This is a genomic window from Rhodococcus sp. NS-SX18, assembly GCF_057367935.1.
In genome coordinates this window covers 711667-730107 of sequence record NZ_CM170633.1, presented here as the reverse complement: position 1 = coordinate 730107, position 18441 = coordinate 711667, and the positions used below count along the sequence as shown (strand labels likewise).

16 protein-coding genes are annotated in these 18441 nt (G+C 70.1%); 7 read left to right on the top strand and 9 right to left on the bottom strand.

Features of this window, described 5'->3' with window-relative positions:
- The first annotated feature begins 7 nt into the window (after positions 1 to 7).
- Positions 8 to 1753, top strand: a complete 1746-nt coding sequence (locus AC2IPW_RS03355; RefSeq protein ID WP_486376289.1) for a cholesterol oxidase substrate-binding domain-containing protein — start codon at positions 8 to 10, stop codon at positions 1751 to 1753.
- A 33-nt stretch (positions 1754 to 1786) separates the two neighbouring features.
- Here the strand turns inward: AC2IPW_RS03355 and AC2IPW_RS03350 are convergent, their stop codons facing one another.
- Positions 1787 to 4360, bottom strand: a complete 2574-nt coding sequence (locus tag AC2IPW_RS03350) for a non-ribosomal peptide synthetase (RefSeq protein ID WP_486376288.1) — start codon at positions 4358 to 4360, stop codon at positions 1787 to 1789.
- 157 nt (positions 4361 to 4517) lie between these two features.
- Here AC2IPW_RS03350 and AC2IPW_RS03345 point away from each other — a divergent pair, with 157 nt between their 5' ends.
- Positions 4518 to 5297 (top strand): IclR family transcriptional regulator domain-containing protein, encoded by a 780-nt coding sequence (locus tag AC2IPW_RS03345; RefSeq protein WP_486376287.1) that lies wholly within the window; start codon positions 4518 to 4520, stop codon positions 5295 to 5297.
- A gap of 243 nt (positions 5298 to 5540) precedes the next feature.
- On the opposite strand, the gene shiA is transcribed toward AC2IPW_RS03345, so the two are convergent.
- Entirely contained in the window at positions 5541 to 6902 is a 1362-nt protein-coding gene (shiA, locus tag AC2IPW_RS03340) for a shikimate transporter (RefSeq protein ID WP_486376286.1), read from the bottom strand.
- Between the two features lie 241 nt (positions 6903 to 7143).
- On the opposite strand from shiA, the gene ligD reads away from it, so the two are divergent.
- Positions 7144 to 8121 carry a non-homologous end-joining DNA ligase gene (ligD, locus tag AC2IPW_RS03335; protein WP_486376285.1) on the top strand — a complete coding sequence of 326 codons (978 nt, stop codon included), beginning with the start codon at positions 7144 to 7146 and terminating at the stop codon, positions 8119 to 8121.
- Between the two features lie 61 nt (positions 8122 to 8182).
- On the opposite strand, the gene AC2IPW_RS03330 is transcribed toward ligD, so the two are convergent.
- Together AC2IPW_RS03330 and AC2IPW_RS03325 are read right to left on the bottom strand one after the other, a co-directional pair.
- Positions 8183 to 8554, bottom strand: a complete 372-nt coding sequence (locus AC2IPW_RS03330) for a COG4315 family predicted lipoprotein (protein ID WP_235157221.1) — start codon at positions 8552 to 8554, stop codon at positions 8183 to 8185.
- Positions 8555 to 8682: 128 nt separating this feature from the next.
- A complete protein-coding gene (locus AC2IPW_RS03325; RefSeq protein WP_289377160.1) occupies positions 8683 to 9429 on the bottom strand; it encodes a flavodoxin family protein in 747 nt (248 codons plus the stop codon).
- Positions 9430 to 9566: 137 nt separating this feature from the next.
- Between AC2IPW_RS03325 and AC2IPW_RS03320 the strand changes: the two genes are divergently transcribed.
- On the top strand, positions 9567 to 10508 hold the full coding sequence (locus tag AC2IPW_RS03320; protein WP_486376284.1) for an ADP-ribosylglycohydrolase family protein: 942 nt from the start codon (positions 9567 to 9569) through the stop codon (positions 10506 to 10508).
- A 208-nt stretch (positions 10509 to 10716) separates the two neighbouring features.
- Here the strand turns inward: AC2IPW_RS03320 and AC2IPW_RS03315 are convergent, their stop codons facing one another.
- From AC2IPW_RS03315 to AC2IPW_RS03295, 5 genes are all read right to left on the bottom strand, one after another.
- Positions 10717 to 10998, bottom strand: a complete 282-nt coding sequence (locus tag AC2IPW_RS03315; RefSeq protein WP_486376283.1) for a hypothetical protein — start codon at positions 10996 to 10998, stop codon at positions 10717 to 10719.
- 546 nt (positions 10999 to 11544) lie between these two features.
- Positions 11545 to 12141 carry a DUF3618 domain-containing protein gene (locus tag AC2IPW_RS03310; RefSeq protein ID WP_486376282.1) on the bottom strand — a complete coding sequence of 199 codons (597 nt, stop codon included), beginning with the start codon at positions 12139 to 12141 and terminating at the stop codon, positions 11545 to 11547.
- Entirely contained in the window at positions 12138 to 12557 is a 420-nt protein-coding gene (locus AC2IPW_RS03305; RefSeq protein WP_486376281.1) for a phage holin family protein, read from the bottom strand. Before AC2IPW_RS03305 ends, AC2IPW_RS03310 begins: the two co-directional genes overlap by 4 nt.
- Positions 12554 to 13456: a hypothetical protein gene (locus AC2IPW_RS03300; RefSeq protein ID WP_486376280.1), complete on the bottom strand. Its 903-nt coding sequence runs from the start codon at positions 13454 to 13456 to the stop codon at positions 12554 to 12556. Before AC2IPW_RS03300 ends, AC2IPW_RS03305 begins: the two co-directional genes overlap by 4 nt.
- A 234-nt stretch (positions 13457 to 13690) precedes the next feature.
- The gene (locus AC2IPW_RS03295; RefSeq protein ID WP_486376279.1) at positions 13691 to 15124 is read right to left on the bottom strand and encodes a glycoside hydrolase family 140 protein; all 1434 of its coding nucleotides are present in this window, start codon (positions 15122 to 15124) and stop codon (positions 13691 to 13693) included.
- 284 nt (positions 15125 to 15408) lie between these two features.
- On the opposite strand from AC2IPW_RS03295, the gene AC2IPW_RS03290 reads away from it, so the two are divergent.
- The 3 genes from AC2IPW_RS03290 to AC2IPW_RS03280 all read left to right on the top strand — a co-directional run bounded on the left by AC2IPW_RS03290 (position 15409) and on the right by AC2IPW_RS03280 (position 18346).
- Positions 15409 to 15645, top strand: a complete 237-nt coding sequence (locus AC2IPW_RS03290; protein ID WP_289377150.1) for a hypothetical protein — start codon at positions 15409 to 15411, stop codon at positions 15643 to 15645.
- 101 nt (positions 15646 to 15746) lie between these two features.
- Complete coding sequence (locus AC2IPW_RS03285) at positions 15747 to 17312, top strand: FAD-dependent oxidoreductase (protein ID WP_486376278.1); 1566 nt, start codon at positions 15747 to 15749, stop codon at positions 17310 to 17312.
- The gene (locus AC2IPW_RS03280; RefSeq protein WP_486376277.1) at positions 17309 to 18346 is read left to right on the top strand and encodes a DUF5914 domain-containing protein; all 1038 of its coding nucleotides are present in this window, start codon (positions 17309 to 17311) and stop codon (positions 18344 to 18346) included. Before AC2IPW_RS03285 ends, AC2IPW_RS03280 begins: the two co-directional genes overlap by 4 nt.
- Positions 18347 to 18441 lie beyond the last annotated feature (95 nt).

Sequence of the window (18441 nt, the reverse complement as noted above, 5' to 3'; positions counted from 1 at the left end):
CGCATCCATGACGATTCGCACCGAACCTCTGCGCCTGTCCCGCCGCGGTTTCCTCGCAGCCGGCGCGGGCGCCCTCGCGGCCACCGCGCTCGGCGGCTGGACCCCGGTCCATGCCGTGCCGGCCGGCTCGTCCGGCGCCACGCTGCCCACCCCGGCCGCCTTCCCCGACGGCATCGCCCTGTACCAGCAGGCCTACCAGAACTGGTCCAAGGAGATCATGCTGGACGCGATCTGGACCTGCGCCCCGCGCAGTCCCGAGGACGTCGTCCGCCTCGCGAACTGGGCCCACGCCCACGGCTACACCATCCGGCCACGCGGTGCGATGCACGGGTGGACGCCGCTGACCATCGTCAACGGCGCACCGATCGAGAAGGTGATCCTGGCGGACACGATGGTGCACCTGAACGGGGTGTCGGTGAATCCCGGATCGGCACCCGCCACCGTCACGGCCGGTGCGGGCGCGACGCTCGACGCGATCACCACGGCACTGCAGGCGAACGGCCTCGGCTGGGCCAATCTCCCCGCGCCCGGCGTGCTGTCCATCGCCGGCTCCCTGGCCGTCAACGCCCACGGCGCCGCGTTGCCCGCCGACGGTGAAGCGCGCGTGCCGGGGAACACCTTCGGCTCGCTGAGCAACCTCGTCACGGAACTGACCGTGGTGGCGTGGAACGGGAGCGAGTACGCGCTGCGCACCGTCACGCGCGCGGACGCCGACAGCACCGCACTGCTCACGCACCTGGGCCGCACGTTCGTCACCTCGGTCACCCTGCAGGCCGGGCCGAACACGCGGATGCGGTGCCAGAGCTACACCGACATCGACTGGCGCGAACTCTTCGCCCCCGCCGGCGCCGCCGGACGCACCTTCGAGAGCTTCGTCCGTGCTACCGGGCGTGCGGAGGCGATCTGGTACCCCTTCACCGACAAGCCGTGGATGAAGGTGTGGTCCCTCGCACCCGAACGGCCGGCCACGTCCCGCGAGGTGTTCGGCCCCTACAATTACCCGTTCTCGGACAACGTCCCCGAGCCGGTCACCGACGTGCTCGGGCAGATGACCGCCGGGAATCCGGCCGTCGCGCCGGCCTTCGGCCAGGTCTACTACAACACCACCGTCGCCGGCCTCGCCGCCACGAACTCGAGCGACATCTGGGGCTGGTCGAAGGATCTGCAGTTCTACATCAAGGCCACCACCCTGCGGCTCACGGAGGGTGGCGGCGCAGTCCTCACCAATCGAGCCAACATCGCGAACGTGATCCACGACTTCACGCAGTGGTTCCATCAGCGCATCGAGCACTACCGGGCACTGGGGCAGTACCCGCTCAACGGCCCCGTCGAGATCCGATGCTGCGGCCTCGACCGGCCCGACGACGTGCAGGTCCCGTCCGCCGGGCCGCCGACAATCTCCGCGACCCGCCCGCGACCCGACCACCCCGAATGGGACACCGCGATCTGGCTCAACGTGCTCGGGGTGCCCGGCACACCCGGGATGTTCGCGTTCTACCGCGAGATGGAGCAGTGGATGCGCGGACACTACGACAACGACGACTCCACATTCCGGCCCGAATGGTCCAAGGGCTGGGCGTTCGGTCCCGAGCTGCCCTACACGGACCAGCGGATCGTCGAGCAGGTCCTGCCCGACACCTACCGCGAGGGCGTGCCCGCGGACGAGAACTGGGACTCCGCACGAGCGGTGTACAACCGCCTCGACCCGCACCGGATCTTCAGCAACAGTTTCATCGACCGGCTGCTGCCCTGACGAGAAGCCGGCCGGTATCCGCGCCCACCGGTGCTACCCGCGCGCGTCCTCACGCGCGCGGGTAGCACCGGACCGCGCGAGCATCGCGACGACGGATCTCCTGCCGAAGCGGCCCCACAGCTGTCCCAGCCGCACCCACAGCTGCCAGTACGCCACACCCACGACGAGTGACGCCGCGAACGCGAACCACGGGTCGATGTCCCGCAGCTGCGGATAGACCGTGAAGTGGGTCAGGTAGATGTAGAGCGACGAGGCGGCGAGCACCTCGGCCGGCCGCACCAGCAGCGCGGGCCACCACGTCCGTGGCACCCAGATCAACAGGAGCAGCCCGCCGATCACGAGCGCGGTGCGCTCGGGTTCGGCGTGGAAGAATCCCGGCACGGTCGCGACCGCCACCGCGGACACCACCAGCCGTTGCCACCCCGCGTCGGCCCGGGCTGCCGCCCAGCCCAACGGAAAGAGCCAGAACACCACGTACGAGGCGAGGATCTGACTGGTCGGCATGTCCGGCCCGAGCACCTCGTACCGGGTCAGCAGCCCCAGACCCACCAGTCCGAGCGGGAACGCGAACGGGAATCGTCGCTCGCGTCGGTCGAACCACGGCACGGCGAGCAGCAGAGCCACCGCGACCAGCGCGTACACCAGTGCCTCGACGAACCAGTACCGCCACTCCCTCGTCCAAGCGGGCGGCCCGAAGACCCCGTTGAGCAGCAGCACACTCGACCAGCGGTACTCGCCGGTGATCACGTGCACCGCCCCGATCCACGCGACGGCGGGCGCGGCGATCCGCGCGACACTGAGGAGGGTGGCGCGCAGCCGTTCGACACGGGGCTTGGGCAGCTGGAACCGCGCGTAGTTGTAGCCCGCGGCTGCGAGCAGCACGTGTGCTCCCCCGACGAGGGCGAACAGGTGCAGGTGCGAGCCGACGATGAGCACGATCGCCACGGCACGGATGAGCACGTTGGTCTCGACGGTCCGCCAGCCTTGCGGTGTCCGGCGCGACGACGGGCTCAGCTCGCGCAGCGGCGTCGTCGGCCAGTCCGCGGGCAGGTGGCCGAGCAGCCGCTCGAGCCGCACCGACATGCGCACGTACGACAGCGAGTCGCCCCCGAGGCCGACGAACGTGCTGTCGTCGGTGACGTCGTCGCTGCAGAGTACGTCCGCGTAGAGCTCCCGTAGCTGCCGTAGGTCGGCGGTCCGCGATGCAGGCGCCGGCCGCGGCGGTTCCGGGGTGGCGCCGAGGGCGGCGACAGCGCGGTAGTCCGGTTTGCCGTTCGGGGTGCGGGGCATCTCGGCCACGACGCACACCCGCACCGCGGACTCGGGCAGCCCGCTCGCGCGCGCCGCGACCGCCCGCACGTGCGCGGCGTCGGCGGACTCGACGGCGACGATCAGTTCGTCGTCGCCGCCGGCGCAGCACGCGACGAGTTCGTGGCGCGCGAGGACGGATTCGATGCGTTGCAGATCGATGCGAAGACCGAACAGCTTCGCGAAGCGCGATCGGCGGCCGACGATCCGGTACAACCCGGCGTCGGTGCGGACGGCGAGATCACCGGTGCGCAGTTCGTCGACGGTGCGCCCGAGGGCCAGATCGTCCGGGTCGGTGGCATAGCCGAGCATGACGTTGGGCCCGGTGTAGACGAGTTCGCCGGCACCGTCGCCGGCCTCGGGCACAGGGTCGATGCGGAAGGCGCCGCCGGGGACGGGGACGCCGATCGTGTCGGGGTGCTCCGCGGCGAGGTGCGGAGGCAGGTAGGCCATGCGGGCGGTGGCCTCGGTCTGCCCGTACATCACGAAGAATTGCCACCCGCGGCGGTGGCCGAGGCCGACGTAGCGGCGGACGCGGTCGGGATCGAGACGACCGCCGGCCTGGGTGACGTAGCGCAGATGGGGCAGGTCCATGTCCGCGAACCCGGCGCGGTCGAGCAGATCGAAGGTGTAGGGCACGCCGGCGAGTGCGCTGACCCGGTGCCGGTGCACGAGGTCCCAGAATCCGGGGTCGGCGACGGACCGGTCGGTGAGCACGATGCCGGCGCCCCGCAACAGGTAGCTGTGCAGCACCGACAGGCCGTAGCAGTAGTGCATCGGCAGCGTAGTGATCGTGCGGTCGGTGTCGCGGATGTCGAGGTAGTCGGCAATGGCCTCGGCGTTCGCCTGCACATTGTGCTGCGATAGGCGGACGAGCTTGGGCGAGCCGGTCGAGCCGGAGGTGCTGAGCAGCAGCGCCAGGTCGGGGTGCAGGTCGTGGCTGGTGTCCTCGGCGCGTTCGTTCAGGCGGCCGTCCTCGACGACGACGTCGGGGCGGTACGCCTCGATCGTCGCGGCGAGGGCATCGGGCCGGTCGCCGGGCACGAGCAGCACGGGATGGCCGGCGGACAGCGCCGCCAGGTAGGCGACGATCGCGTCGACGGTGTTGGCGCCGACGACGAGCACGAGACGCCGGGTCGTGCCGAGGCGGTCGGCGACGTCGGCGACCCGCTCGGCCAGGTCGCAATAGGTGATCTCGGCGCCGTCGCAGACGAGTGCGGTCCGTTCGCCGTGCTCGGCGAGGTGTCGGACGAACGGAACCGTCGGACAGTCGACGAGCTCGGTGGAACGTGGTGACACCGCGGCAGTCTATAAGGTTTGGCTGTCCTGAATCCAGGCTCGGGGTTTTCACGCGGCAGGGCGAGGTGGCCGAGCCAGAGCGTCGGCGCGCTTCCGGGGCTTCGAGGTGGGCGGCGGCACCCGAGGGGCACAGTCCGCTCGTGCCTAGGATTGGCCCATGGGAGCGGCCGCGGGTGAACGGTATTTTCTCGAGTCTCTGGATCGGGGGCTCGCGGTACTCGAGTGCTTCGACGAACAGCACCGCGAGCGCACTCTCAGTGAAGTGGCCCGAGCTGTCGGGATCACTCGATCGACCGCGCGAAGAATCCTGTTGACCCTCGTCGATCGCGGGTTCCTCCGCCAGGAAGGCCGTCGCTTCATGTTGACCCCGCGGGTCCTACGTTTCGGCTTCTCCTACCTGTCCGGGCTGGGCCTTCCGCAGCTGGCCGAACCGCACCTGGCGAAACTCGCCGCCGAGCTCGAGGAGACCGTCTCGGTCACCGTGCTCGACGGAGCGGACGCACTGTACGTCGCGCGAGTCCGTTCGCCGCGGATCGTGCGCATCGCGATCTCGGTCGGCATGCGCTTCCCTGCGTACGCGACCTCGCACGGCCGGGTCCTACTGGCCGGACTCACCGACGAGGAGCTCGACCGCTACCTCGAGACGACGGAACTGCGGGCGTTCACCGACCGGACCCTGGTGGACCCGGACCGGCTGCGCGCCGAGATCCGGGCCACGGCCGAGCGGGGATGGGCACTGTCCGAGGACGAACTGGAAGTGGGGATTCGCGGCGTCGCCGTGCCCATCCGGGACCGAACCGGCCGGATCGTCGCCGCGCTCAACTCCTCCCTGCAGAACACTGCGCATTCCGGCGACGACGTCGAGTCACGAGTGGTCCCCCGATTGCAGGACGCGGCCCGGCTGATCGGCGCCGATCTCGCGATCAGCGGACCTTGAGCCGTGCGCGGTACCGGCGTCCCTCCCCGGCCGGGCCGCACCCCGCTCGACGAGGCGGATGCACCCGATCACAGCCACCGTGGTTCGAAAGTTACCTTTCAGCAGGAGATTCCACATTCTCGACCGTCGGATCCCGAGCGGCGGGCAGAGGGAGAGAACTGTCCGTCGACCCACTGCCGGCTTCTCCACGCGGAGACGCCGCCAGTGGCCCTCGCTCGCCGTCGTCTCCGGCCGATCCGCGCTTCAGTGCATCGTCACGGCACCGGATGTCCGTGACGCCGGAGCGGTCCGGCCTGCGTCGCGATGGTCGTGTCCGAGCCGCCACGCGATGAGCCCCGAGATCACGCATCCGCCCGCGAGGTAGACCGCCACGAGATGCCACGACCCGCCGGAGACGGTGACCAGGGCAGCCGCAATGAACGGGGTGAAACCACCCCCGACCGCGCTGGCGACCTGGTAGCCGACCCCGGCGCCACTGTAGCGGTACTCCGCGCCGAACATCTCGGTGAACAACGGTTGCTGCACGCTGACGACCATGTCGTGGGCGATGTTGACCAACAGCACCGCGAAGACGACCGTTCCGATCATCGAGCCGCCCTCGAGCATCGCGAAGAACGGGAACGCACAGACGGCACCGAGCGCGGAACCGAGCATGTACACCCGGCGACGTCCGTACCGGTCGGACAACCATGCGAACGCCGGGATCGTCACCATTCCGAGGGCGCCGACGAGCAGCCCTACGTTGAGCATGAAGCTACGTTCCATGCCGAGTTCGTTGGTGGAGTAGCTCAGTGCGAACGTCGTGACAATGTACATCGAGAACAGCTCGACGAAGCGCAAACCGATGATCTGCAGAAACGCCTTCGGATGCTTGGTCAGTGCTTCCAGGAGAGGGATGCGCTTGCGGCTGCGTTCACCGAGCTCCGCTTCGATCTCCTCGACCGTCTCGGTGAACTCCTGGCTCTCCTCCACGCTCGCGCGGACCCACAGGCCGAAGGCGACGAGCACGATGCTGGCGACGAACGGGACCCGCCACCCCCATTGGGCGAACGCCTCGTCGGTCGTGACGCTGCTCATCAGCATGACGAATCCGGTGGCCAGAATCAGGCCGACCGAATAGCCGACCTGAACCCCGCTGCTGTAGAGAGCCTTCTTCTTCGGCGGAGCACTCTCCACCGCCATCAGAGCGGCACCACCCCATTCGCCGCCGACCGCGAATCCTTGCACAGCCCGGAGCGCGACGAGCAGGACCGGCGCCCACCACCCGATCGACGCGAAGGTCGGCAGCAGACCGATCAGGGCGGTGGCGCTTCCCATGATCACGATGGTGAGCACGAGCATCCGCTTGCGGCCGAGGCGGTCACCGAAGTGACCGAAGACCACTCCGCCGAGTGGCCGGAAGAGGAACCCGACACCGAATGTCGCGAACGCGGCGAGCGTGCCGATGGCCGGGCTGACGTTCGGGAAGAACTCCTTGTTGAAGACGAGCGCGGCCACCAGGCCGTAAAGGATGAAGTCGTACCAGTCGATGACAGCGCCGACGAAACTGCCGAACGCGGCGCGCCGCGCCTGGCGCTCGTCGGTGCCGGTGGGGCGGTCGTGCATACCGATCCTCTATCCGTTTGTTCGTAATGCGAACGCATGTCCGCTGAGTGGATACATGTGACGGTAGCCACTCGGCAGGAGTGCCGTCAAGACGAGGAGCGGCAGCCCCGGCCCGAGCCGACGACAGCCCGCACCACAGCGACGAAGGTCGTCGGAATACAACGGTGTAATTCTTTCCGGCGCAGGGCTATTCCGATTCGTTACCATGCGGCCCGGCACGGGAGACCGGATAATTCCCTCCATGCCCGCCTCTCGCTCCGCGGTCCCCGCTCCGATGCTCGCCGCCGCCGGCCGGCCGCCGATCGGCACCGGATGGGCGGTGGAGATGAAGTGGGACGGTGCACGCACGGTGACGATGTGCGACGGCGAGCGGTGCCGGCTCTTCAGCCGCAACGGCAGGGACGTCTCCGGGATCTACCCGGAACTGACGATCGCGCTGTCGGCGCTGGCTCGCGGCCGTCCGATGGTCGTCGACGGGGAGATCGTCGCGCCCGACCCGCGGACCGGGGCGCCGTCGTTCCCCCGGCTGCAGAGCCGCATCCACGTGGCGAAACCGACGGCCGCGCTGATCAGGACCACACCCGTGGAGTTCTACGCGTTCGACCTGCTCGCGCTCGACGGCGCACCGACGACCAGGCTGCCGTACCTCGAACGCCGCCGCCGGCTGATCGACCTGTCGATGTCCGGTCCTCTCGTCCGCACCCCACCGCACTGGGTCGGCACCGACACGAAGATCCTGCTCGACCTCGCCCGCGACCACGGTCTCGAAGGCATCGTCTGCAAGCGGACCGACTCGACCTACCAGCCGGGGCGCCGGTCCCCGGCATGGATCAAGACGGCGCTGCGCAAGAACACCGAGGTCGTCGTCGCCGGGTGGCTGCCGGGCACCGGGCCGCACCGCGTCACCTTCGGATCCCTGGTCCTCGGCGCTCACGACGACGACGGTCGTCTCGTCCACATCGGCAACCTCGGCACGGGCTTCACCACCGCCGGGCGACGGGCGCTGTGGGAGCGGCTCGACGAACTCGAGCGGCCCACCTATCCGTTCGACGTCACGCCGCCGGCGCCCGTCGTCCGGGCCGCCCGGTGGGCCGAACCCGTGCTGGTCGGCGACGTCGAGTACCGGGAGTTCACCGGCGACAGTCTCCGGCACCCCAGCTGGAAGGGGTTGCGGCCCGACAGGGAACCGGGCGAGATTCTGATTCCACCGCTGACGTAGCGGTGCCCGATCTCCCGGACTCGAGCCCCGCACCGTCACGGCGGCCGATGAAGGCCTCGGGTCACGGGAGTGGCACGCCGGCCTCGTCGATCGCCAGCCACAGCCCGCCGAATTCCTCGACCCGGTGACACAGCACCTGCCCGGGGTCCTCGTCGGCATAGAAGTACAGCGGATGCCCGGCGTACGTGACCTGGGTGGTCCCGTCGGTGCGCGCCGTGGTCCCCAGCAGCCCCTGGTCGGCGTCGCCGGCCGCGACGGGGGCGCCGACGGTGAGCACCGGCGGCCACGCCACCGCGCAGTCGCCGTAGCAGTCGGGGACCGTGCCCACCTCCCGGTCGAAGATGTAGATCGCCTGGTCCGTCCGGTCGAAGAGCATCTCCCCGAGGGGACCGTTCGCCGTGGTGACCACCGTCGACTCTCCGGTCGTGGTCACCGCCGGTTCCGACGCCGGCACGGCATCGTAGGGGCCCTCGTCCGACGTCCCACAGGCCGCGGCGCCGAACACAGCGAGCAGGAGGACCGAGCACCGCACGTCCGCACGGCCACGGATCCGCGCCGATCTCACCGGTGCTCGGGATTCTCGAAGGAGGGATGGCAACCGGCATCCCACAGCGAGCGTTGGTTGCCACCCACGGGGAATCCACCGGCCTGCACGAGCAGCGCGGCGGTGTGCATGAGGTTGTAGGTCATGAACGTGGTGTTGCGGTTGGTGAAGTCGTTCTCCGGACCGCCCGACCCCGGATCGAGGTACGACGGGCCCGGACCGGCCTCCCCGATCCAGCCGGCGTCGGCCTGCGGCGGGATCACGTATCCGAGGTGCTGGAGGCTGTAGAGGATGTTCATCGCGCAGTGCTTGACGCCGTCCTCGTTGCCGGTGATCAGGCAACCGCCCGCGCGTCCGTAGTACGCGTACTGGCCGTGCTCGTTGAGCAGCGACGAACAGCCGTAGAGACGTTCGACGACCTTCTTGGTGACCGACGAGTTGTCACCCAGCCAGATGGGCCCGGCGACGACGAGGATGTGCGCGGCGAGGATCCGCTCGAACAACTGTGGCCATTCGTCGCTCGGCCACCCGTGCTCCGTCATGTCGGGGTACACGCCCGTCGCGATGTCGTGGTCGACGGCCCGGATCTGGTCCACAGTGACGCCTTCCCGTTCCATCAGCGCCACACTGCGATCGATCAGACCCTGCGTATTGCTGGTCTCGGGCGACCGTTTGAGGGTGCAGTTGACGAACATGGCGCGCAGTCCCTCGAACCGGCGCGATCCATCCGCGCCCTGCAACCCCTCGAACGCCGGTTCGGTCATGGGTCCTCCCATACGAGATCCGCACACCCACGATAAGCCGGGGCAACGTCGCACGGAAGCGGTTCCGTGTCCGGCCGGCTGCGGGCGCCCTCCGGTAACGTGCGGAACATCTGGCCCAGGGAGAGGGACCGGCACCGGTGACGGACGAACTCGACGCAACCTCCTACCGCGACCGGATCGCGGCCGCGCTGACCACGTACGCCTGCGGCGACGCGTTCGGCGTTCCCTGGGAGGGCGCGGCCGCGGCGGACATCGACCTCGGGACGGCGGCAACCCTGCCCGTCCGGCCCGGCTGGCCCCGGGGTGTGACGTCGGACGACACGGCGCTCACCCTCCTCGTGACCGAGGTGCTGACAACGGCCGCGAACGAGGATCCGGGCTCGATGTTCCTGCGTCTGCTCAGCGAGCGCGCCGAGACCGTCCCGGGGATGGGGCCCTCCACACTGGCCGCGATCCGGACCTTCCGCGAATCGGGCCGGCGTCCCGAGGCCGGTGGCGACACGAACGGTGCTGCGATGCGGGCTCTTCCGGCCGGTTGGGCGGTTCCGGTCGACGACCCGGATCGCCGGCGCGCACTCACCCTGAATCTGTCCCGGGTGACGCATCCGTCACCGGACGCGCAGTGCGCGGCAGCGGTGATCTCGGCGTGCGCCTCGTGGTCGCTGGAAGGCGCGGACGCGCAGCGGTTGCTCGAGGCAGCTCGCGACGAGGCGCGCATCGCGACCGGGGAATTCGGTGGTAGCCGTCTTCTCGAGGACCTCCTCGCCGCGGTCGCGGCGGACCGCTGGAGTGCCGCACCGTCGGGTGTCTCGCTCGAACCGTACGACACCGTCGCCGCCGTGCTGCACTGCATCGTCACGGTGCGGTCGCCGGTCGACGCCATGCTCGCCGCCGTCGCGCTCGGCGGGGACACCGACACGGTCGCCGCCCTCGTGGGCGGTCTGCTCGGTGCCCGATTCCCGTCCGCAGAGGCAGCGCTCACGCAGATCCCCTGGTCGTCCGCGGTGCTGCTGCCGGACGCGGCCGTCGTCACCGGATTCGCGGCCGGTCTCGCCTCGGCGCGTGCCGCCGTCCGGTAGACCCGCCGGTCACAGGGCGTGATCTCGGTACGGCGTCACCGGCCGGGAGGCGAAGGCGTCGCGACGTTCATATCGGTGTCGTCCGTGACGGTCGACAGGAACGGATGTGGCGTCTGTACCGGAGACCGTGGAACTCGGACTCGGCTGCCGGCCTCGGCTGCCGGCACAGAACCGGCGGAGCAGTCGCCGGGGTGCGGCGCCGAGAGCGTCAAGCCGCCTGGGCGACCTCGGCCGGGGCACTTGCCGCCACAGGGATCGATGTCCGCGATTCCGCCTGCGTAACGGTCGGGGCCGCGCCGCAGTGCCCGGTCGCCCTGCACAACAGGTGTGTGGCCGCACAGAAGATCCCACCGAGTACTGCCCACAGCAGCGAACCGAACATCCACATCCCCACCACTGCCACGGCCAGTAGCAGCATGCCGTCCAGCACGAAAGCCATCGTGGGATGCGCAACCAGCGGTTCGTCGTTGCCCTGCCGTTTCGGCTCCATACGCCCGTCTCCTTTCCTGCCGTCTCGGTATCCGATACCCCGCTCGGACGGAATCCACACCCCGGGTGCACGAACCCGAGAGACACCGCAACGAACGCGATACGCGTTCGACTGGCGACATCGTTTTGTGATGCGATACAAATCAGTGCATAATGTGAGAGCGATCACACTGTGGTACGGCAGGGGGTACATCAGTGATCCATACATTCGAGGGTCGGCACAGGTTACCGACCGATAACGACGATGCCGGCGAGTCCTGCTCGCGTCTACGGCACACGTCCGGCACGGCGGGTGTCGCTTGCGCGGTAGCGGCAGCCATGACGGTGGCCGTCACCGGTTCGGCGCTGCTCGGACTCGCGATCGCGGTATCCGTTCTGGTGGCTGTCGCCATCGCCGCCGTCATGATCTGACGTCACGGGGACCGGACTCGTCCGGGGCGTCGAGGACTCGGCACAGCCGGATCGCGTTCTTCCTCGCGACGACGACACGTCGGTCCGAACCGAGAACGTCCCGCCCTCGGCCAGGGCGGGACGTTTCCAGGTCGGCTCAGCGCTGGTCGCGGACGGTGTGTGCGGCGTCGCGTGCGTCGCCCTGCACCGCACGCGCAGCGTCGGCACCTTCCTCGGCGACAGTCGTCGCCGCATCCCGAGCCGTGGCGGCGACAGCGTGCGCCGCCTCCTGGGCGGGCTGCGTGAGCCGCTGAGCGGTTTCCTGGGCGGCGCCGGCGGCTTCCTGCAATGCGGGCTCCGCGGTCTCCTTCAGCGCGACGGCGGCCTGCTGCTCGGACCGGCTGGCGGGCACCAGCGCGGCGGCCACGAGACCGGCGCCGAACGCGATCAGCCCGACTGCCAGGGGATTGCCCTGCGCCTGCTGCTGCGCGGTGGCGGGCACGCCGCGTGCCGCGTCGGTCGCCGACGACACGGCCGAACGGCCGGTGTCCGACAACTGCGACGTCGCGTCCTGCGCCGTGCCCATGACCCTGTCCCGCATCCGGGACAGCGAGCCGCCGATCCCGCCGACCTTGCGCCGGGCGATCGTCGAGGGCCGCGCCCGATCGGCGAGAGTGTCGACGTCGGCACTGAGGCTGCGTCGCGTACGGTCTATTTCGGCGCGGATCCGATCCGGATCATCGGTGTTCGTCATCGCTTCTCCTGAGGATGAGGGGCAAGTGCTCCGGGCACCTGGGAAAGGGTTTCGGTGGTGCGGGGAAGTCCTCTGGCGCGAGCCATCTCCGAGCGTCCCAGCACGGCCAGCAGCGTCGCGACCACCGCCCATACGACGGTCACGACGAGCGCCGACCAGCCGCGGCCGATCGCGTTGCCCAGCGCCCACCATGCGGCGATGGACAGGAACAGCAGCACGAAGTGCGCCGCCACCGCGGCGCCGGCAAGCATGCCGGCGCCCTTGCGGGCACGGGTCGCGGTCTGGGTCGCCTCGGCCTTCGCCAGTGCCAGCTCCTGCCGCATCAGAGTGGACAGGTCACCGCTGACATCGGCGAGCAACTCGCCCAGGGAGCGCTGGTCGCCAGCTCGATTGTGGTCTGTGGGAGGAAGAGTCACGGCCACACCTCACCACCGGGATACGGCGGTGCGTATCCGCCGGGCGGCGGGGTGCCTGTCCCCGGCGCCGAGTAGCCGCCGGGCATCGGCGCGCCCGTCGCGGGTCCCGCAGGATACGTTCCGGGCACCGACGTGCCGGGTCCCTGTGCCGGGTACGCGTATCCGGCGGGCCCGCCGGCGCCGGGATCGGCGGCGGTGAAGCCGGGGTGCGCGACCCCTGGAGGCTGTGGCACCGCAGAATGGGGCGCCGACGAGTACGAAGCGGAGGAATCCCTTGTCGCGGAATCAGATCCGGAGTCCGCGTCCTTCAGTCCGCGACCGAGCCGGCCCAGGACGAATCCCGCTCCCGCAGCGAGGGCGATGAAGGCCCCCGGCCGGCGCCGAGCGAAACCGCTGACCTCGTGCAGGACTCCACCCGGCTCTCGCTGCTCGAGCCAGGAGGCGACGGTGTCCGCTCGATCGGCCGCCTGACGGACGAGGTCGCCGGCCATGCCGGGTTGCTCCGAGTCACGCGCCATCGAGCCGAACTGTGCTCCGAGCGTGCGCAACCCCTCGGCGACCTTCTTCTGCTGTCGAGCGGCCTGGTCGGTCAGCTCGTCCCGGGTGCGTCGCAGCACGTCCTGGGCCTGCGCAGTCGCTTCGTTCTTCACCCGGGCGGCCTGATCGCCGGCCGTTCCGGCCACATCCCGGCCTGCGTCCGCGGCTCGACCGGCGACCCGGCCGGCCTGTTCCTGTGCGACCTGCGCCGACGAGGCATCGTCCGGTTCGCCGCGTGCCGTCCGATACTCGTCGAGACGGTGCCGGGGCTCCGGTATCGGCCCGTCCGGGGAGGTGAAGGGTTGCTCGGTGAGCGGGTCGGTGCTCCGTCCACCCGGGTCCGGGTATCCGCTGTACGTCATCAGTGTTGTCCTTCCGAGGGGATCGGGAATTACGGCCGGCACTTCTACACGGTCCTGCATGTGCCGGGGCCGTCCCGCCGTGTCACCGGCGGTCGCCGATGGTCGTCGATCTCCACCAGCCGTACGCCCCCCGTTTACCCGGGTCCGGAAGAGGCAAACGTGCCGCATATCCGGCATTAACGACGGTTCGGGCAGTCCCGGCAGCCCACCGGAAGCACCCACCCCGGGCCCGCATCAGCCGGTGATCACCAACAGCCAATCTCCGGCGCCACCGGAGTTCGATCCCGGCGTGGACACGTTTCCGTCCCGGTCCACCTGCGCCGGCAACGAGGGCGCCGCGGCATCGGCGGGATCGATCCAGGCGTAGCGCGCTCCCTGCGGGATCAGGGAGAGCGCGAGCCGGATCGTCCGCTCCGTCGGCACATAGACGACGGCGAGGGAGCCGTCCGGCGTACGTGCAGCGGTGACATAGTCGTTGTCCAGGACGTCCACCATCTCGTCGTCCGTCGAGCGGGTCCCGCGCCCGTCGAGGACGAACGGCTCGTCGACGTCCGGCACCAACTGCCACCACGCCCACGACGCCCACAGGTCCCGGATGGCTCGGAGTTGCGTGACGGCGGGGGTATCGAGGCGCGCTTCCCAGCCGTCCCGGAACTCCCAGTCGTCGGAGCCACGGAATTCCCCCGGGGAGCCGGATGTCAACGCCCAGAGGGCTTGGCGGCGAAGCGTCTCGTCGGTCGTCGGGGCGGTCTCGGGCTGGTTGTTCTCGCCCTCGTAGTTGCCCTCGGCGAACACTGCAGGACGTGGATCCCGGATGCCTGCCGGTCGCTCGTACCCGTCCAGCACCGCCTCGTAGGTCGGCAGGTAGGTGTAGACGAAGTTCCAGTCCACCAGTGGTTCCCAGAACGGGTTGTCCGTGGAGAGCGATTTCTGGGGCCCGAGTTGTATCGAGAACGGCCTGTCGGAGCCGGCCGCCCTGATCCCTTCGAGCACGGCGCGCAGGACCCGGTCGGATTCGGCACCGGCGGCGGGATCGTCCGTGTCGGGCGAATAGTCACCGCCGGTCAGCCACACGATGTTCGGGAACCGAGCGTATCGCTGTGCGATCATCCGGCCGTAGACCTCCGCCTGTTCGGGGGTTGTCGAGGCGAACACGCTGGAGAGGTTCCATCCGTCGATCGGGTACAGGAACAACGTGTTTCCGTACCGGCAAGCGATTCGGGCGTACTCGTCGACGCGTTCCCAGTACGGCTCGTTCCATGCGGTGATGTCGCCGTCGACGAACGGCTCGATGCCGTCGAAGGTGGCTCCGTTCTCGTTCGGCCCGCCGTTGTCGGGGACGGCGATCGCGGAGATGATGGCGGCGTCGAATCCGTGCGCCGCGCGATTCGCGAAGTACAGCTCGGCCTGCTCGGGCGACCAGTCCGCCATGCCGGACCACGGCGAGTCCCCGCGGATCGAAATCGGGTCACCGTGCTGATCCTCGAAGTAGCGGCCGTTGCGACCGACGGAGGAGACGTAGCGGTGTCCGGCGCTCTCGGCGACGTCGCACGCGGCGGCCGCCAGGACGGTCGCGGGCGGCGACGAGGGCATCTGCGGTCCGCCGCCGTCCGTGCAACCGGCGACACAGAGCAGGACCGGAAGGGCCAGAGCAGAGTGTCTGTTCACGCTTCTCCCACCCGGCTGCGCTCCCCGGAGAAGTGCGCGCCTGCCGAGATTTCAGCCGATCCAGCGACCCCGGTGTCGTATGGTTCGACTCCGGATGCGCTCAGCCGAGTCTATGCCCTCGTGCCCCGGCCCGCCGTACCCAGGATGCCGACCGGTCCGGCCCGGTCCCCGCGCCGTGAACCGAGTGCCCGTTCCGCCGCGAACGCCGCCGGGTCCGGCTTACCGTGAGCGTGCGGCGGCATGTTCGCGCCCGGACGATCACCGGCCGCACGGAGAGGGGCACGATGAACGATCTCCTCCGGCAGGTCGCCGAACTGCGCACGGATCTGCAGGACCTGGACCGGCGGGTGCGTTCCCTCGCCGACGCGTTCGACCTGGTGGAGCCGGCGCCGGACGACGACACCGGCGAAGCCAACCTGCGGGAGGTCATCGACAGCCTCAGCGACGCCCATCTGGATCTGAGTACGGCGGACAAGCACCTCGAAGCTGCCGCGTCGCACGCGGCACGCCTCCGCGGCTGACCTCGTCGACCGCCGCAACGGACATCGTCGCGGTAGGCTCGGGCTCGCCACTGTTCGACCACGACGGCCGGTCCCACACCGGCGCCGCAGGAGGCAATTACATGAACGGTGCCGTCGGCAGCGACCCACGGATCGCCCACCACCCCGCCGTCAGGGGTGCGCCCGACACCGGGCATCTGCCGCAGCGGCCCCGCGTGGTGGTCGTCGGCGCCGGCATCGCAGGACTGACAGCCGCCACCGCGCTCGCCGAGCGCGGCGTGGAAGTCGAGGTACTCGAACGCGAGGCATACCTGGGCGGGCGGGTCGGCGGGTGGCGTGAGCGTCTCGACGACGGCACCGGGCTCGCCATGAACCGCGGGTTCCACGCCTTCTTCCGGCAGTACTACAACCTGCGCCGGTTGTTGCGACGGACCGACCCCGATCTGCAGCGGCTGACGGCGGTCGACGACTATCCGCTCGTCGACGGCGCGGGCCGGCGCGACACCTTTCGCGGAATTCCCAACACCCCACCGTGGAACGCTCTGGTGTTCGCGCTGCGCAGCCCCACGTTCCGGCTGCAGGACCTGGTGCGCATCGACGTGCGGGCCGCGGCTCCGCTCGCGACCGTGTCCGTGCCGGAGATCTACGACCGGCTCGACGGCGTCGACGCCCAGACGTTCCTGCAGCGCATCCGCTTTCCGGAGGCAGCCAATCACCTGGCGTTCGAGGTGTTCTCGCGCAGCTTCTTCGCTCCCCCGGCCGGAATGTCGGCCGCCGAGCTGGCCACGATGTTCCACATCTACTTCCTCGGCTCCGCGGAGGGCCTGCTGTTCGACGTCGCCACCGGCAATTTCGACACCGCCCTGTGGGGACCGCTGGGCCGGTATCTCGAGGGCCACGGCGCGCGCATCCGGACCGCCACCGCGGTGACCGGCATCGAACCCGGCGGCACCCGCACCTTCCGCATCCACGACGACACCGGCGGCAGCACCGACGCCGATGGCCTCGTCCTCGCCCTCGATGTGGCCGGATTGCGCGCCCTCGTCGACGCCTCGCCCGACCTCGGCGATTCCGGATGGCGCTCGCAGGTGCAGCACTTGCGGTCCGCTCCCCCGTTCCTGGTGCAGCGGCTCTGGCTGGACCGTCCCGTCGCCGCGGACCGCCCGGCATTCCTCGGCACCGGCGGCCTGCGCCCGCTCGACAACATCAGCGTGCTCGAGCGCTACGAGGAGGAGGCCCGCGCCTGGGCCGCACGCACGGGCGGTTCGGTCGTGGAGCTGCACGCGTACGCCGCCACGGGCGACGGAGTCGGCCAATCGCGTTCGCCCGAGGATGTGCAGGCGCAGGTGCTCGCGCGCCTGCACGCGATCTATCCGGAGACGGCCGCCGCCCGCGTCGTCGAGGAACGCACGCTGTGGCGCCAGGACTGCCCCCTGTTCGGGGTGGGCGATTTCGCGCAGCGGCCGACCGTCCGCACCCCGCACGAGCGGCTGATGCTCGCCGGCGACGGCATCCGGATCGACCTGCCGGTCGCCCTCATGGAACGTGCGGCCACCACGGGGTGGGAGGCCGCCAATTCCCTTCTCGCCCAATGGAACATCGCCGGCCACGACCTGTACACGGTTCCCACCCGGGGCCGCTCGACGGTCCTGCGCCGGCTCGCCGCCCTGGAAAGGCGTCCCGCATGAGCGTGCTCGATCCGCTGTACCGTCGCTGGCCCGCCACGTGGCCCGTCCAGCCCATGGATCCGGACCGCTGGGCCGCACAGGCGCCCACCTACCGGGGCGCCCGGCCCGAACTGATCAACGCCATCCTCGACCGCTCGCAGCGCCGGCCCTCCGGCAACTGGTACGTCGTAGCCGCCAGTCGGGACATCGGTACGGAACGTCCCTTCGGCATCACCGTCGCCGATGTCGAGCTCGTCGCCTGGCGCGACGGCGATCAGGTGATCGTCGGACCCGGCGCGTGCCCTCACCTCGGCGCGCCGATGTCGCTGGCGGCAGTGGACTGTGGTGCGCTGATCTGCCGTTGGCACGGTCTGCGCATCGACGCCGCGGGCGCGTACGGCTGGAAACCCTTCCCCAGTCACGACGACGGGGTGCTCGTATGGGTCCGGCTCGACCACGTCGGCGGCGAGACACCGACGGAACTTCCCGTCGTCCCCGAGCGTCCGACCGCCGAGTCCCGCATCGCAGCCGTCGCCACCCTCGTCGGGGTGTGCGAACCCGACGACATCGTCGCCAACCGCCTCGACCCGTGGCACGGCGCCTGGTTCCATCCGTACTCGTTCGCCCACCTCGAGGTGGTCGAGGCACCCTCCACCCACGGCAGCCCGGACGGAGAGGACCGATTCCTCGTCGACGTCACCTTCCGGGTCGCCGGCCGGATCGGGGTTCCGGTCCGTGCCGAGTTCACCAGCCCCGAACCGCGCACCGTCGTCATGCGCATCGTCTCGGGCGAAGGCGTCGGCAGCGTGGTCGAGACCCACGCGACCCCGCGGGGCACCGGCCCGGACGGCCGTCCCCGCACCGCGATCGTCGAGGCCGTCGTCGCCGATTCCCCGCGCCCGGGGTTCGGCATCGCCACCCGGCGCGTCGCCGCCGCCCTCCGCCCCCTCATGCAGCGCACGGCCACCCGGCTGTGGCGCGACGACCTGGACTACGCCGAGCGCCGCTATCAGCTCCGTGCCGCGACCTCGCCGGGCCACGTCCCCGGCCGGTAGCTGCCGCCGCGTCGGTGATCCGCCGCACCGCGCCCACGTCGGCTCGGATTCGGGTCCGAGGACCCTGGTCCGCGCCGCGGCTCGCGCGCACAGTC

Bases quoted from the DNA above. Each gene is read 5' to 3' on its own strand.
- AC2IPW_RS03355 (WP_486376289.1), top strand. From the start codon at position 8: ATGACGATTCGCACCGAACCTCTGCGCCTGTCCCGCCGCGGTTTCCTC.
- AC2IPW_RS03345 (WP_486376287.1), top strand. From the start codon at position 4,518: ATGGGAGCGGCCGCGGGTGAACGGTATTTTCTCGAGTCTCTGGATCGG.
- shiA (WP_486376286.1), bottom strand. From the start codon at position 6,902: ATGCACGACCGCCCCACCGGCACCGACGAGCGCCAGGCGCGGCGCGCC.
- ligD (WP_486376285.1), top strand. From the start codon at position 7,144: ATGCCCGCCTCTCGCTCCGCGGTCCCCGCTCCGATGCTCGCCGCCGCC.
- AC2IPW_RS03325 (WP_289377160.1), bottom strand. From the start codon at position 9,429: ATGACCGAACCGGCGTTCGAGGGGTTGCAGGGCGCGGATGGATCGCGC.
- AC2IPW_RS03315 (WP_486376283.1), bottom strand. From the start codon at position 10,998: ATGGAGCCGAAACGGCAGGGCAACGACGAACCGCTGGTTGCGCATCCC.
- AC2IPW_RS03310 (WP_486376282.1), bottom strand. From the start codon at position 12,141: ATGACGAACACCGATGATCCGGATCGGATCCGCGCCGAAATAGACCGT.
- AC2IPW_RS03300 (WP_486376280.1), bottom strand. From the start codon at position 13,456: ATGACGTACAGCGGATACCCGGACCCGGGTGGACGGAGCACCGACCCG.
- AC2IPW_RS03290 (WP_289377150.1), top strand. From the start codon at position 15,409: ATGAACGATCTCCTCCGGCAGGTCGCCGAACTGCGCACGGATCTGCAG.
- AC2IPW_RS03285 (WP_486376278.1), top strand. From the start codon at position 15,747: ATGAACGGTGCCGTCGGCAGCGACCCACGGATCGCCCACCACCCCGCC.
- AC2IPW_RS03280 (WP_486376277.1), top strand. From the start codon at position 17,309: ATGAGCGTGCTCGATCCGCTGTACCGTCGCTGGCCCGCCACGTGGCCC.